This window comes from Virgibacillus sp., from assembly GCF_013393565.1.
Taxonomy (GTDB): domain Bacteria; phylum Bacillota; class Bacilli; order Bacillales; family Amphibacillaceae; genus Virgibacillus; species Virgibacillus dokdonensis.
The window spans coordinates 1-14,776 of record NZ_JABXHF010000088.1 but is presented as its reverse complement, the minus strand read 5'-3'; the positions used below and the strand labels follow the sequence as shown (position 1 = coordinate 14,776).

The following is a 14,776-nucleotide window of genomic DNA, read 5'->3' as shown; positions in this document are numbered from 1 at the left end:
CTTACTAAGTTATTTAGCCACGTCCGGCTCCAGCGCCCAGCAACTAGGCGACTTCACGAATCGCCCTACGATAAGTCATCATTGGTTCGTCAACACCGTCTCACCATGATTCCTAAAACTTTAGTCGCCTTCGTTCCACTCGCTACGTTGCTAACCGGGCGCTTGCGCCTTTGCCCTTTATATACCATTAATCTTGTTTATGCGCCTCAATCTCGAAACTAATTTTTACATCGTCACTAAGTAAAACGCCACCAGTCTCTAAAGTTGTATTCCATGTTAGGTCAAAGTCTTTTCGGCTAATGGTAGTTTCTCCACTAAAACCGGCAACTGTATTTCCACTCATCGGATCTTTACTTTGGCCTTCAACAATAACCTCAAGGGCCACTGTTTTCGTCGTTCCTTTAAGTGTTAAATCTCCAATAACCTCATAATGGTTGTCAGATGTTTTTTTAATTTCTTTGGAAATAAATGTAGCTTTTGGATGATTTTCTACATCGAAAAAGTCAGCAGAGCGTAAATGGTCGTCCCGACCCTTATTTCTTGTATCCACACTACTTACGTCAATAGTAAGTTTAATTTCTGCATCTGTAAATTGATCTAAGTCAGCTTTGATCTCCCCGTCAAATGAAATAAAATTTCCTTTTGCTTTTGAAATCATCATATGCTTAATTGAAAAGCCAATTTCGCTATGAACGGAGTCTACATTCCAAACCGATTTCATCATAAAAACTATCCCTCCACAAATTAGTTGAATTATTATTACTTTATGTAACCTAGTGTAAAAGAGAAACTTTGTATTGTCAAGTAATTGATTAGATTTCCTGCTAACAAAAAAGATTGAAAGGAGAAGTGTCTTATTTTATCTGTACCCTTAGAAGTACGTTAAAAAACGAACTAGTCTAAAGGAAATAGTCCTTTTGAGCAAGCTTTCGTTGTTTCTCATCTTCATTAAAATTGCATATCGATCTAGATTTATTCGTCCTGCAGTTATAAAATGTATTATATACCATGAAAAGTCTGGTATAATTTAATGTATCGTGAATTTTCTAAAAATAAGGAGGGTTTTTTTGAAACCATTAAAGAATCTGACGTGGGACTTAGAAATTATTTTTCCTGGAGGAAGTAAGTCTACGAAGTTTCGAGAACATTTAACAATCGTAGATCAAGAATTTGATAAGCTGGATGCTTACATAAATCAGCTTCAACCTAAGGCTACAAAGGAAAATATTGAGGCACTAATAGATTTATGTCAGCAAATGGAAAGCACGACAAAATTGATGAGAGAGGCTTTTGCATTTATAAGTTGTTTACACGCACAGGATACAAATGATCAGCATGTACAACCATTGCTTGGTGAGCGATCTCAATTGAATGCGAAATTTGGTGGAATACAAACAAAGCTAAAGCAAAAACTTGGTGCAATGACAGAGACAGAATGGAGCATATTTTCACAGCACGAATCGTTGCAAGAGATCATTTTTGTGCTAGAAGAGTACCGAGAGCAGGCGCAAAAACTTTTGCCTTTAGAACAAGAGGCTTTAATTAATGATTTAGCAAAGGATGGCTATCATGCATGGGGGCAAATGTACGATGTCATTGTAGGAAATATGGAAATTGCGTTAGAAGAAAAAGGAAGTTTGCAACATTATTCGATTGGACAAGCAACCAATAAATTAACAGATCCGAATCGTCGTTTCCGTCAACACGTATTTACCAAACTATCAGCGGCTTGGGAGGAGCAAGCAGACTTATTTGGTCAAACATTAAATCATTTAGCTGGTTTTCGCTTAGAGACGTATAAGCATAGAGGCTGGGAAAATGTGTTAAAAGAACCGCTAATGATTAATCGAATGAAACAAGAAACATTAGATGCTATGTGGACAGCAATTACAAAATATAAAGGACACTTTGTCCATTATTTAAATAAGAAGGCAGAGCTTCTCGATGTTGATACATTAAGTATTTATGACGTAACTGCTCCAATCAGTGAAACAGTTCAAACCTATACATACGAAGAAGGAGCCAATTTTATTGTAGATCAGTTCCGGAAATTTAGCCCTAAAATGGCCGATTTTGCAGAAATGGCGTTTGAAAAGCGTTGGATTGAAGCAGAGGATCGACCAGGTAAACGCCCTGGCGGTTTTTGTACAAGCTTCCCGCACAGTGAGCAAACGCGAATTTTTATGACGTATTCTGGAACAGCTAGTAATATTGCTACCCTAGCACATGAATTAGGACATGCCTATCATCAGCATGTGATGAATGATGTGAATGCTTTAAATCAAAGGTATGCAATGAATGTGGCAGAAACTGCTTCTACCTTTGCGGAAATGATAGTTGCCGATGCCTCTTTACAAGCAGCAACTTCAAAAGAAGAGAAAAAAGCTTTACTAGAGGATAAGATTCAACGAAGTGTTGCATTTTTTATGAATATACATGCCCGCTTTTTATTTGAAACGCGTTTTTATGAGGAAAGAAAACAAGGAATAGTTTCTGTAGAGAGATTAAATCAGTTAATGGTGGAAGCTCAGAAAGAAGCATATTGTGAGACGCTTTCAGAATATGATCCTAATTTTTGGGCGTCTAAACTTCACTTTCATATTACTGGTGTACCATTTTATAATTTTCCATATACGTTCGGTTATTTATTTAGTAATGGCGTGTATGCAAAAGCTAAAAATGGAGAGGGAAGCTTTGAAGAAGCCTACATTTCGTTATTACGTGATACTGGTAGAATGACGGTGGAAGATTTAGCTAAGAAGCATTTAAATGTAGATTTAACCGAAACTGCGTTTTGGGAAGAAGCTGTACTTGAGTGCATGAAGGATGTAGATGAATTTATGAAATTAGTATAGATTGCCCTTCTATGACTCATTTTTAATTTATAAAAAATGGAATGCATTAGGAGTTTGCAGAGAGTGACGTTTTCTGCCCCTTTTCATTTGTTATTTCTATTGAAAAACTCTGTTTGCAAATAAAGAAAAGTAATGTCAATAGGCGGCTCGTCTTGGTGGAGTTTCGTACTATTGACATTACTTGCTATGGTCAGGAAGTAAATGAATGCCACACATTGACGCGATTTTTTCCGCTACTTGTTCAATCGTTACATCATCTGTAACTATCCGCTGTTGAAACATATTATTGGATAGACTTTGCATACATCTATCGATTTGTTTGGCGGGCCAGGAATTGTTCCCATCACCTCTCTTGCATAACCGATTTTCTAACGTTTTCTTGGAAGCCCATAAAACAAAATGTTTCACAGTAATATTTTCATTTTTAAGTTTAACAACAATTTCTTGATAATAAGTTGGATGGACAATGGTCATAGGTACAATAATAATGCCATTATAATGATCCGCTATATATTTTAAAAAGGTGAAATTTAATTCACGCCAAATAGGATAATCTTGGAAGTCGTTCTTTTGCATGTTTTTTGGAATATTATCACGTATGAAAAACCCCATGTTTTCTGGGTCATACACAAATGAATTGGGGAATCTTCTATGTAACTCATAAGCAGTATGTGTTTTTCCAGAACCAAAAGCGCCGTTAATCCAAATTATCAATGAAATCACCTTTCCTCTCAAAGAAAAATTACAGCTTTCACAATTACACATCATATAGACTTGGGGAAAAGCTAAGCTTTATATACTTATACTATAGAAAAGTATAAAGTTTTAAGGTCTATAGTATAAGAAAACTACAGCTTTGCATTAAACATTTGGCGGTAAGCCAAGTTTTTCTAATGTCTCCTATATGCTTATTTCAGCCTCCTTTATATGATGGGTGTGAATTTATTCTATCACGATCATCTAGTTTTGTTTACCAAATGCGAAAGCGTATTTTATAATATATGATAGACCTCTCTTCTGTAGTTAATGAACAGAACAGAACCAAATAAGTAACGCTTGCATAGGCTGTAACACACTATTCGGAGAGGAAGGTTAATGGTGGAGCTTTCTATATCTCACTATGTGTATGGTCTGTTTACGTTGCTCATTATCATTACAATGATGATGCGAAAAGGAGTCGTTCTACCATCTTTATTGGGAACGTTTTTAATCGCATGGTTATACAAAGGAAGCATTGTTGAAGGGTTTAAAGCTATTTTTCAAGCAAATTTAGTTGCTGCTAGAGAACTTTTTAGCATTTTTTTAATTATTACGTTTATGCTTGCATTATTAAATTCATTACGGGATTTGGGAGCAGATAAACACATGATAAAACCAATACAGAAAATAATGATAAATGGACATATTTCTTTCTTTGTCTTAGTCATTGCAACATACATTATCTCTCTATTCTTTTGGCCAACACCAGCAGTTCCACTTATTTGTGCTTTACTAGTACCAGCAGCTATTCGCGTTGGCTTACCAGCAATTACTGCAGCGGTGGCTATTGCTATAGCTGGGCAAGGAATGGCTTTGTCCTCAGATTATATTGTGCAAGTTGCTCCAAGCTTATCTGCTGCTTCAGCTGGCGTACATACTACAGCAGTCGCAGAACAAGCTTTCATACTTTCCTTAATTACTGGAGCTGTTGCAGTCTGCTTAGCATATCTATTTGCTCGTAATAAGATACGTAACGCCAATAATCCCATAAACTTAGAAGATTTAGCAAGTATGCAGACTTCTCAAGATGCTCCTATTGAATCAAATAAGGAAATACAAACGAAATGGAGCAAGGTGTTTGCTGTTTTCGTACCCTTAGCATTAGCTGCAGTGGTTATTTACATGATATATGAAAAGCTTCATTCAGGAAGAATGAGCGGTTTTGAAGGCGGTGATGGAGCAGCTTTTATTGGTGGTGTATCTGTTATTTTGCTTTTGTTATCAACGTTAGCGCTTCGAAAAGAGAAAGCACTGGACTATATTACTACCCATATTACAGATGGATTTGTATTTGCCTTCAAAGCTATGGGCCCAGTGATACCAATAGCTGGATTCTTTTTTTTAGGAAGTTCAAATTTTGCAGATGCCATATTAGGCATAGGGGAAGATGCCCCAGCATTTTTGTTTGATTTAGTACAGTCCACACAGTCCTATTTACCTGAAAACCAATGGTTAGTAGCATTTAGTATTTTAATAATCGGTATGATTACTGGCTTAGATGGATCGGGTTTTTCTGGACTTCCACTAACAGGTGCTTTATCGGCTTCGTTGCCATCAAATGGCGTCGATGTGGCAACACTTGCTGCAATTGGACAGATGGGGTCTATATGGACAGGCGGAGGAGCGCTTGCTGCTTGGTCATCTCTTGTAGCGATTGCGGGATTTTGTGGTATTTCCGTAATGGAGCTTGTTAGAAAAAACTTTATCCCAGTTATCGTTGGCCTTGTGGTAGCAACAACGATGGCAGTTTGGGTATTGTGACCCGTTTTAGGGAGCAATGAATAATTTTTAGTTGATGTTGTATAAAAGAAGCGCACTTGTAAAGAGTTTGGGGTACAAGCAAATACGATATAGCAAAGCCGAACAACCAAGATTATAATGGTTCTACTTATTTGCATAATAGAAATTGATAAAACTTTAAGGGTTTACCAATAAGAAAAACGAATAGATGAAATACTTGTCGATAAGCAATGCTTACTTCTAGGGTTACAAGAAGGTATAGGGGAATGACTTTGTTTATTTTTCAATTCATGGAGTGATGTTCCAACTCTTTTTCCCAGTACATAGGTACTAAAGGTAGTTCTATGTTTTTTCAAAGTATTTTACATTTAAAATATTTTTAGATAAAACGTACTAAATTAAAGCGTTTGCGCATAAAGGTTAACAAGATCGTTTTCATAAAAAAAGGGGGGAATGTATGTCTGGTATATTGGTAGCTGTTATTGGTATCGTTGTTTTTGCATTAGGATATCGGTATTATTCGAAATTTGTAGCTGAGAAAATTTTTCGATTAGACCCAAACTATGTTACACCCGCGCATCAATATAAAGATGGGGTAGACTTTGTTCCGACAAATAAGTTCGTATTATGGGGGCATCACTTTACTTCAGTTGCTGGAGCAGCGCCTATTTTGGGACCTGCTATAGCTGTATACTGGGGATGGTTACCAGCATTTTTATGGGTTATTCTAGGAACTGTATTTGCCGCAGGGGTTCATGATTTTGGGACACTCGTATTATCTGTACGAAATAAAGGTCAATCTGTTGGTACATTAGCTCATCGCCTGATCGGTCAACGAGCTAAAATATTGTTTTTATTTATTATTTTAATTCTTGTACTTATGGTGAATGCGGTGTTTGCTTGGGTTATTTCTAACTTATTTATCTCTTATCCAGCAAGTGTTCTACCTGTATTTATCCAAATTCCTTTAGCTATTTGGATTGGGTATGCTGTATACAAACGAAATATCAAAATGCTTCTACCATCTGTTATTGCATTAGCGGTCATGTATCTTGTAGCTGTATTATCAAGCAAGATAGAATGGATGCAAATTGACCTTGTGCAATGGATGGGGGGAGAAGGCAACACGGGTATATTTGGATTAGGCGCAGTCTCCTCAGCGTTCTTTATTTGGATTATTATATTGCTGGTGTATGTATATATTGCTTCCACACTTCCTGTTTGGCAATTGTTGCAACCAAGAGACTTTATTAACTCCCATCAGCTTGTTGTTGGGTTAGGAATTTTATATGTAGGACTAATTTTTACAAATCCAGAAATGACTGCACCTGTGACAAATGCTAACGCAGACACACCGTGGATTCCACTCCTATTTATTACGATTGCTTGTGGAGCTATATCAGGGTTTCATGGTCTTGTTTCCTCGGGGACATCTTCCAAACAATTAGATAAAGAAACAGATGCCCGTTTTGTTGGTTATGCTGGAGCTGTTGGCGAAGGGATTTTAGCACTAGTATCCATCATTGCTGTAGCGACATTTTTTGCAAGTACTGCGGATTTTTCAGCTGTTTATCATAGTTTTGCATCTGCAAATGCAAGTGGTTTAGGTGTTTTCGTAGAAGGAGCAGCTGTATTAGCGGAAGGATTAGGTATACCGATTGATATTGCGGTAACGATCGTTTCCATCATTGTTGTTAGTTTTGCAGCAACAACATTAGATACATCCGTTCGGCTTATGCGATATATTATTGGGGAGTTAGGTAAGGAATATAAACTCCCAGTATTAACAAAAACGCATGTTGCTACGTCTATTGCTGTTTTATCGAGTGCTGCACTTGTTTTACTCCCACAAGGTCCTAAAGGTTTTGGCTCAGGGGGCTATCAATTATGGCCATTGTTTGGAACAGCAAATCAATTACTAGCAGCAATTAGTTTAATGCTTATTGCCGTATGGTTAAAGCGGTTAGGGAGAAATTATGCCGTGGTAATTATTCCTATGATATTTGTTATGGTGATGACATTATATGCTATGTTTCAACAAGTATTATTTGAGTGGTCCTGGACTGGAACAGAACCGAACACTTTATTATTTGTATTAGGATCTATCATTTTTGTGTTTGCGATTTGGATTATTATAACTGCTTTTTCTGTATTACGAGGGGATACAGATCAAAATCTAGATAACTAGTTCATAAACCATGGAAAAGGGATCTAAGGAAGGTCCCTTTTCATTATCTGTGCGTATTAGGAAAGTATAAAGATTTCTAGGTTTTATAGTATAAGCAAAACGACGTCGTTCTTCCGCCATAAGACTTGGCGACAGCCAAGTTTTTCTAAAAAATAAATCGTGCTATTGGAAGGGGAGATATCATGATCGAGCAAATAAAGAAGCTTATTCAATATTATGAAGAAGTAATCAGTCTACCTCATCGTCAGGAAATTGCTCGTGAGTTGAGGCATGAGGACGATATTTTCTTGCTCTTACTTTACTCAGAGATGATTGGAATTCCAAATCCAGTATATTATTATACACTAGAGTTATACCCTTATATGCTAGAAAAATTTCACGATTGGCATTTACGAATGGGAATGGAAAAATCGCCGTTATCTGGCATTCGTTGCTGTTAATAAAGGAGTGATTATATTGGAGGAACTGCATAAAAAGATTGCTTTTATTGGTGGGAAAGGAGGGGTGGGAAAATCAACTTCCGCTGCGGCTTTAGCATGGAAGCGCGCAAAAGAAGGTCGAAAAACTTTGCTTGTTTCTACTGATCCCGCCCATAATTTGGGAGATATTTTTGAAGAGAATATTGGAGGGAGGATTAAAAAAGTTAGTTCACATTTAGATGTACTTGAAATTGATCCTGAACAAGAAACGACGGCTTATATTAATAGTGTAAAGGAAAATATGAAAGGGATTGTTCAACCATCTATGATAAATGAAGTAAATCGCCAATTGGATACGGCTAAAGCATCACCTGGGGCTGATGAAGCTGCATTATTCAATAAGCTTATCTCTATCATTATCGAGGAACATCAACATTATGATCAATGTATTATTGATACAGCTCCAACGGGACACACGATTCGATTGTTAACTTTGCCGGAATTAATGGGTATTTGGATAGACGGATTATTACAACGTAGAAAGAAAACGAATGAAAACTATACGCAATTACTAAATGATGGGGAGCCAATAGAAGATCCTATTTATCATGTACTTGAGGGTAGGAAAGGAAGATTTGCAAAAGCAAGAGAATTGCTACTAGATGATGAACGAACAGGCTTTATTTTTGTGGTTAATCCAGAAAGTTTATCTATAACTGAAACGGATAAGGCTATTCGATTGCTGCATCAACATGAAATCTATGTAAAAAACATCATTGTTAATAAACTATTACCAGAACAAGTAGACGGAAATTTTTTTGCAAAACGAAAACAAATGGAGCAAACTTACGTACAAAAAATAGAAGCCATATTTAAGGAACAAAAAAAATGGTATGTTCCATTGTTTCATCATGATATTATGGATAAGAGGCAGTTAGAAACGTTTAGTGCTTTTTTCTAAAGGGAAATTTTTAGCATAAAGGGGCTGAACGGGTTCGTTTGATATCTGAATCCCCAATATTCATTATTAAAAAAAGGAAGTGTTTTTGGTTATAAACTTAACAGGAAAGGTGGAATTTTTATGAAAGCCTTTGTTCATGAAAATGATACATTACAGGTAACGCAAATGAATGATCCGAAGCCAAAAGAAAATGAGGTAATTGTTCGCCTGAAAATGGCTGGTCTCAACCGACGTGACTTATATATTCCAAATCGTAGAAAAGGGCAGATAGAGCCATTAATTTTAGGATCAGACGGAGCCGGCGTAATTGAAGAGGTAGGACAAGCTGTTAAAAACGTGGCTATCGGTGATGAGGTAATTATTAATCCTGCTTTAGGCTGGTTTGAGAATGCGGATGCTCCTCCTCAAGGTTTTGAAATTTTAGGCATGCCAGATCACGGTACATTTGCAGAAAAAATAGCTATTCCTTCTTATCAAGTGGAGAAAAAGCCAGCTCATTTAACATGGGAAGAAGCGAGTGTTCTTGCATTATCTGGGTTAACAGCATATCGTGCATTGTTTACAAAAGGGCAAGTAAATACAGACGATACCATATTTATACCTGGTGCAGGAAGTGGAGTGGCAACCTATTTAATCCAATTTGCAAAAAATATTGGTGCAAGAATTATTGTGAGTTCGCGGAGTGAAGAAAAGCTGAGAAAAGCTCAATCGATTGGAGCGGATAGGGGCGTGCTCCATGATGAAGATTGGCAACATAAATTAGCTGATGAGAAGATCGATTTGGTCATTGATAGTGTTGGTAGAGCAACATTTCAGCGCTCGTTGGACGTTTTGAAAAAGGGTGGGAAGATGGTAGTGTTCGGTGCAACAACAGAGGATACAGTGGAGTTAGATTTACGCACCTTTTTCTATGGACAGTACCAGTTACTAGGTTCGACAATGGGATGTAAGCAAGAGTTAGAAGCAATGCTAGCGCATGTCGAACAGTATCAAATGCAACCTGTAGTGGATTCCACTTACAAATTAGATGATATGCAACAGGCTTTTCATTATTTAAAAGGTAATGGACAATTTGGAAAGATCGCTATTGATATATGTTAGAAAAACTTGGCTTATCGCCAAGTTTTTCTAATCATAATTATGCAACGTCCGTTTTTTCAATCCAATCTTTTCCTTCTAGGTGTCTGGTTACAAGCATGCTGGATACGGTATCTCCTGTAACGTTTACCATTGTAGCAGGGGGATCAACTACAACACCTATAGCTGAAATGATTGGTAAAGCTTGCATTGGTAATCCGTAAAGCGTAATAATCATCATTTCACCCATAAATCCACCACCTGGAATACCACTCATTACAATACCAGATAATAAACAGATACCGATTGCGGTTAAAAAGGTGTCAATTCCTGTGAAGTCCAAGTTAAACACACCGAAAACAAAAGCAATTTTTAGCATTGCAGACAAACACGATCCGTCCATATGTATGGTTGCACCAAGAGGCATAATGGTTTCTCGAATATCTTTTGGTACGCCAATTCGTTTTGCTGCCTGTAAATTAGCAGGTAATGAAGCAACACTACTTCCAGTACCAAGAGATGTTGCAGCAGGAGCAAGAATGTTTTTCCAAAAGCGACTAACACCTGTTTTGCCACCAGCAATAAATGCATATAAGGTGAACCCGATAGCAAAATATAAAACAGATACAGGATAGTAGACGATAACTGCTTTCGCATAGTCACCAATTAAATCGGCGCCAAACTCCCCAACTAACGAAGCGAAATAAGCACCTAGTCCAATTGGTGCATAGTACATGATAAGCTGAATAATTTTCATAAACACTTCGGCGCCACTTGTTAAGAAAGAAGTAAAGGCTTTCCCTCTTTCACCAGTTAGCCCTGTTGCGACACCAACTAATACAGAAAAAACAATAAGTGCGAGCATATTATTACGTGAAAATAAATCGATAAAGTCGGAAACAGTGAATGTCTGAACTAATTGTTCTGAGAAATTCATTTCTTCTGTCACTTCATCAGGTTGTACAAGTGGAATATCTACGCCAGAACCTGGTTGGAAAATAACAGTGGCAATTAGCATGAACACAGCAGCAATGATTCCTGTAACAACAAATACAGTTAACATCGAGCCCATAATTTTACCAAGACGTTTCATGCTATCCATGCTTGCAATTGCAGAGGAAATAGTAAAGAAAACGAGAGGCATGACAATCATAAATAGTAAATTAATAAATAAATCGCCCAACGGCCTAATGACTGTAGCATCTTCGCCATAGTAAAGCCCAATTATAGAACCGATCATTATCGAAATAAGTAAGATAATTGGAAAGCGGTAAGCTTTAATTTTATCTTTCATGTTCGTTCATTCCTTTTCATTTAGTAAAATAGGATAGCTCCTCTATTTTACACGAAAATGGAAAAGAACAAAAGGGAAGAAGCGCTGTTTTAATAGGGATCTGTGGTTCTCTACAATTCCATTTTAAAGGACATCTACATCTCTAGGTTACCATCTATTATAAGTATGGTTGAATCAGTTCAATGGCATGCTTTAATTTTTTGCTATTTCGTTCATATAAAGCTTTGCTTTGTTTGTTTTCTGTAGCTAAAGCAAATAGTTCTAAATCTGCCTGACATTTTTTCATATTTGCTAAAAGGAGTGCCTTTTCAGTTGGTTGAGGAACACTGATTTTATCATCGTATAAATCAAGGTACAATTGTCCATTATTATCTGCTTGAGCGAGAAACACATTTTCAATGCTTACATTTTGTTTATCTAATTCTGTTTCCAACCAATTCATATTTAAAGCTAAATTAGCAAGTGGTTCCAATAAAACTTCTCCATCCATAATAATGGTTTGCGGTTCTTTTTCAGGCGCTAATTTTAACCCAAGATCCTTGGCTGTTAGTGGGCGATTTTCTCTTTTAGGCAATACATTTAATGTTCCAGAGGGCTCAAGCACTGCAAATTCTACATCAGATGCGAGGAACACACCATTGTCTCTTAACTTTCCTAGTAAATCATCCGTTGAATATCCTTCTTTTTTTAGATTGTCCTCCATAACTTTTCCGTCTTGAATAAAAACGGTACTTTTCCCCTCTGTAAGATCGCGAAAACGTTTACTTTTAAGAGAAATATATTCAACAGCAAAAGGGACAATAAACCAAATAGACATGGATAAAAGAGCATAAATTATATTACTTGTTGGATCTATCGTATGTATTGCTACGATTCCACCTAGCACAATTCCAGTAATATATTCGAAAACGTTTAATTGTGATAATTGCTTCTTTCCTAGCCACTTTGTCATGAAAAAAAGAATGATCAACAGTGAAAATGACCGAATGATAATGATAATCCATTCTGGCATAAACAGCCTCCTTTCCAAGTTTTATTTATATTGTGGTTCTTCTTTCGATAATTGGATGACTTGATGTCGCAATTCGTTCTTAATTTCAGTAATAATTCGTTCTGCTTCCGTCAATTTTATTTGTTGTTCTTGTTCATTTGTTTTAGCTGTTAGCAGTTGTAAGGAGGCTTCCACACTTTTGATTGCTGAGTAGCAGCCTTTTACTTGTGCACCAATTGTCATAGTGTAACGACCTCCTTATCCTTTTGGTTTAAAAATTAGTGCGCCAATGACCCCGAAAATAATTGCGGCTGAAATTCCTGCACTTGTTACTTCAAACATTCCCGTCACAACACCAACTAAACCGTGTGTTTCTGCTTCTGCCATAGCACCATGAACGAGTGAATTACCAAAGCTAGTAATTGGTACAGTTGCACCTGCTCCGGCAAAGTCAATTAATGGTTCATAGAGGCCGAACCCATCTAGAATGGCACCGGTAACAACTAAAATGGATAAAGTTTGTCCAGGATTTAATTTAAAAATGTCAAACAGTAATTGGCCAATAACACAGATAAAACCACCAATTACGAAAGCCCAAAAAAAGATCATTACATATCACGTCCCGTTTTAAATTTCGATAGATACTGCATGGGCAATACACGGAATCGGATCATTTTGTTGTATGCTCATCGGAGAATGAAGTGCACCTGTTGCTACAATTAGTATTCGTTTCAATTCACCGGCTTTCATCCGATTGAGCAAATGTCCATATGTGACTACGGCTGAACAGGCGGTACCACTTGCGCCAGCTAACACCGGCTGTCCCTCGCGATATATGATTAAACCACAATCTACATATCTTTCCTCATCCATTGATAGTCCGCGATCGACAAGTAGATCATACGATATTTCTCTACCGATATGCCCTAAATCGCCTGTAGCAATTAAATCATAATAGTCAGGAGAAATGTTTCTATCTTGTATATGTTTTTCAATCGTATCTACGGCAGCTGGCGCCATCGCAGCGCCCATGTTAAACGGGTCTGTTATACCCATATCAATAACCTTGCCAATTGTAGCTGATGTAATAACGGGGCCTGTACCTTGTTGAGCAACTAAGGAACAACCTGCGCCAGTAACTGTCCATTGTGCGGTAGGAGGCTTTTGCCCGCCGTATTCTGTAGGGTAACGAAATTGTCGTTCCGCAGAGGCGTTATGGCTTGCTGTTCCACTTAAAATATAATTAGCTCCTTTATTATTGATGATCATAGCAGCTAGGGCTAAACTTTCCATAGAAGTGGCACACGCATTAAATAAACCAAAAAAAGGAAGGCCCAATGTTTTGGCAGCAAAATTTGTTGGTGTTATTTGATAAATTAAATCACCACTCATAAAAAATTGTACCTGTTCTTTTTCAATGGAACTTTTTTTTAGGGCAATTTGACAGGCTTCTTCCATTAATGTTTGTTGTGCTTTTTCAAATGAGGCTTGACCCAGCCACATATCATCATGCAATATGTCAAAGTCTTTAGGAATATTTCCATTAGCTTCAAATGGACCGCCTACTGTCCCAGTCGATATAATAACTGGTCGATTGGCGAATACCCATGTTTGATGTCCTTGGAGCATTATAACCCACCCCATTGGACTAAAATTGTTTTTATCAAAGCAACAACAAATGCTGAAAATACGCCGTAAACGATGACAGGACCTGCTAGTTTTAACATATTTGTACCAACTCCGAGGATAAATCCTTCCGTCCGATGTTCAATAGCCGAAGAAATGACTGCATTGCCGAAACCAGTAACTGGAACAGCTGAACCTGCACCGGCAAATTGTCCAATTCGATCATATACTCCAAATCCAGTAAGGAGCATCGTTATAAAAATTAAAGTAGCTACTGTTGGGTTTCCGGCGGTTTGCTCCGTGAAATGAAAGAAATACATATAAAAAGTAGAGATAAGCTGTCCAATGAAACAAATAAAACCGCCGACAAAAAAAGCTTTTAAGCAATTTTTTAATACAGGCCTTTTCACTTCTCTTTGCTGTTGAAATGTTTGATACTCCTGAACATCAGGTGGTAGATTTTTCTTTTTTTTATCCGCCATATTGTGTTCCCTCTCTCTACGTTTGTTCTTTAGAAAAATCAATAATTCGTTGTACTTCTTTTTGTACTTCTTTTTTACTGTACTGTTTTTTATTCAAGTTTTTTTCTAGTTTTCCTAATTCCATCATTATTTTTTTGTCTGCTGATAATTCTACTTTTAAATCAGGAAAGTTTTTTTGTAATTTTTTAGTTAGTTTTTTCTTGATATTTTGTAACTTAAAGCGTTGCATATGTTTTACTTCAACGGTTGCTAATAATTGCTTATCTGTATTGACTGCATGAATAGCATTTATTTCGGAGTTTTGTCGTAATAAGTCTTTTGCTTGATTGGATGGAGTTTGGTCAATAGGTTGGTTTCTAGATATTTTTGTTATATTAACCTCAT

The 14,776-nt window shown here is 37.0% G+C and carries 16 protein-coding genes; 7 read left to right on the top strand and 9 right to left on the bottom strand.

Annotated elements, in window-relative coordinates; translation table 11 throughout:
- Positions 1 to 187: 187 nt before the first annotated feature.
- The gene (locus HLX49_RS15305) at positions 188 to 724 is read right to left on the bottom strand and encodes a YceI family protein (protein WP_077704593.1); all 537 of its coding nucleotides are present in this window, start codon (positions 722 to 724) and stop codon (positions 188 to 190) included.
- A gap of 343 nt (positions 725 to 1,067) precedes the next feature.
- Here HLX49_RS15305 and HLX49_RS15300 point away from each other — a divergent pair, with 343 nt between their 5' ends.
- Positions 1,068 to 2,855 carry a M3 family oligoendopeptidase gene (locus HLX49_RS15300; protein ID WP_296362978.1) on the top strand — a complete coding sequence of 596 codons (1,788 nt, stop codon included), beginning with the start codon at positions 1,068 to 1,070 and terminating at the stop codon, positions 2,853 to 2,855.
- A 132-nt stretch (positions 2,856 to 2,987) separates the two neighbouring features.
- Positions 2,988 to 3,056 (top strand): GlyGly-CTERM sorting domain-containing protein, encoded by a 69-nt coding sequence (locus tag HLX49_RS17155; protein WP_367112761.1) that lies wholly within the window; start codon positions 2,988 to 2,990, stop codon positions 3,054 to 3,056.
- Here HLX49_RS17155 and HLX49_RS15295 read toward each other — a convergent pair.
- A complete protein-coding gene (locus HLX49_RS15295) occupies positions 3,033 to 3,569 on the bottom strand; it encodes an AAA family ATPase (RefSeq protein WP_296362976.1) in 537 nt (178 codons plus the stop codon). The genes HLX49_RS17155 and HLX49_RS15295 overlap by 24 nt on opposite strands.
- 381 nt (positions 3,570 to 3,950) lie before the next feature.
- Here HLX49_RS15295 and HLX49_RS15290 point away from each other — a divergent pair, with 381 nt between their 5' ends.
- From HLX49_RS15290 to HLX49_RS15270, 5 genes are all read left to right on the top strand, one after another.
- Positions 3,951 to 5,375: a hypothetical protein gene (locus HLX49_RS15290; protein WP_483372459.1), complete on the top strand. Its 1,425-nt coding sequence runs from the start codon at positions 3,951 to 3,953 to the stop codon at positions 5,373 to 5,375.
- 436 nt (positions 5,376 to 5,811) lie between these two features.
- On the top strand, positions 5,812 to 7,542 hold the full coding sequence (locus tag HLX49_RS15285; protein WP_296362974.1) for a carbon starvation CstA family protein: 1,731 nt from the start codon (positions 5,812 to 5,814) through the stop codon (positions 7,540 to 7,542).
- A 182-nt stretch (positions 7,543 to 7,724) separates the two neighbouring features.
- Positions 7,725 to 7,982, top strand: coding sequence for a cory-CC-star protein (locus tag HLX49_RS15280; RefSeq protein WP_077704584.1), 258 nt, complete (start codon positions 7,725 to 7,727; stop codon positions 7,980 to 7,982).
- Positions 7,983 to 7,998: 16 nt separating this feature from the next.
- Positions 7,999 to 8,922, top strand: coding sequence for an ArsA family ATPase (locus HLX49_RS15275; protein WP_077704582.1), 924 nt, complete (start codon positions 7,999 to 8,001; stop codon positions 8,920 to 8,922).
- Positions 8,923 to 9,042: 120 nt separating this feature from the next.
- Positions 9,043 to 10,023, top strand: a complete 981-nt coding sequence (locus HLX49_RS15270; RefSeq protein ID WP_101934085.1) for a zinc-binding dehydrogenase — start codon at positions 9,043 to 9,045, stop codon at positions 10,021 to 10,023.
- A gap of 37 nt (positions 10,024 to 10,060) precedes the next feature.
- Here HLX49_RS15270 and HLX49_RS15265 read toward each other — a convergent pair whose 3' ends face one another.
- The 7 genes from HLX49_RS15265 to HLX49_RS15235 all read right to left on the bottom strand — a co-directional run.
- Positions 10,061 to 11,293, bottom strand: a complete 1,233-nt coding sequence (locus HLX49_RS15265; RefSeq protein WP_296362970.1) for a dicarboxylate/amino acid:cation symporter — start codon at positions 11,291 to 11,293, stop codon at positions 10,061 to 10,063.
- 157 nt (positions 11,294 to 11,450) lie between these two features.
- Complete coding sequence (locus HLX49_RS15260; RefSeq protein ID WP_077704574.1) at positions 11,451 to 12,305, bottom strand: DUF421 domain-containing protein; 855 nt, start codon at positions 12,303 to 12,305, stop codon at positions 11,451 to 11,453.
- A gap of 21 nt (positions 12,306 to 12,326) precedes the next feature.
- A complete protein-coding gene (locus tag HLX49_RS15255) occupies positions 12,327 to 12,527 on the bottom strand; it encodes a hypothetical protein (RefSeq protein ID WP_077704571.1) in 201 nt (66 codons plus the stop codon).
- 15 nt (positions 12,528 to 12,542) lie between these two features.
- Positions 12,543 to 12,893 (bottom strand): stage V sporulation protein AE, encoded by a 351-nt coding sequence (gene spoVAE / locus HLX49_RS15250; RefSeq protein WP_077704569.1) that lies wholly within the window; start codon positions 12,891 to 12,893, stop codon positions 12,543 to 12,545.
- An 18-nt stretch (positions 12,894 to 12,911) separates the two neighbouring features.
- A complete protein-coding gene (gene spoVAD, locus HLX49_RS15245; RefSeq protein WP_101934084.1) occupies positions 12,912 to 13,913 on the bottom strand; it encodes a stage V sporulation protein AD in 1,002 nt (333 codons plus the stop codon).
- On the bottom strand, positions 13,913 to 14,392 hold the full coding sequence (spoVAC, locus tag HLX49_RS15240) for a stage V sporulation protein AC (protein ID WP_073005463.1): 480 nt from the start codon (positions 14,390 to 14,392) through the stop codon (positions 13,913 to 13,915). Before spoVAC ends, spoVAD begins: the two co-directional genes overlap by 1 nt.
- Before the next feature lie 16 nt (positions 14,393 to 14,408).
- On the bottom strand, positions 14,409 to 14,776 hold a 368-nt coding region (locus tag HLX49_RS15235; protein ID WP_296362965.1), incomplete at its 5' end, for a hypothetical protein.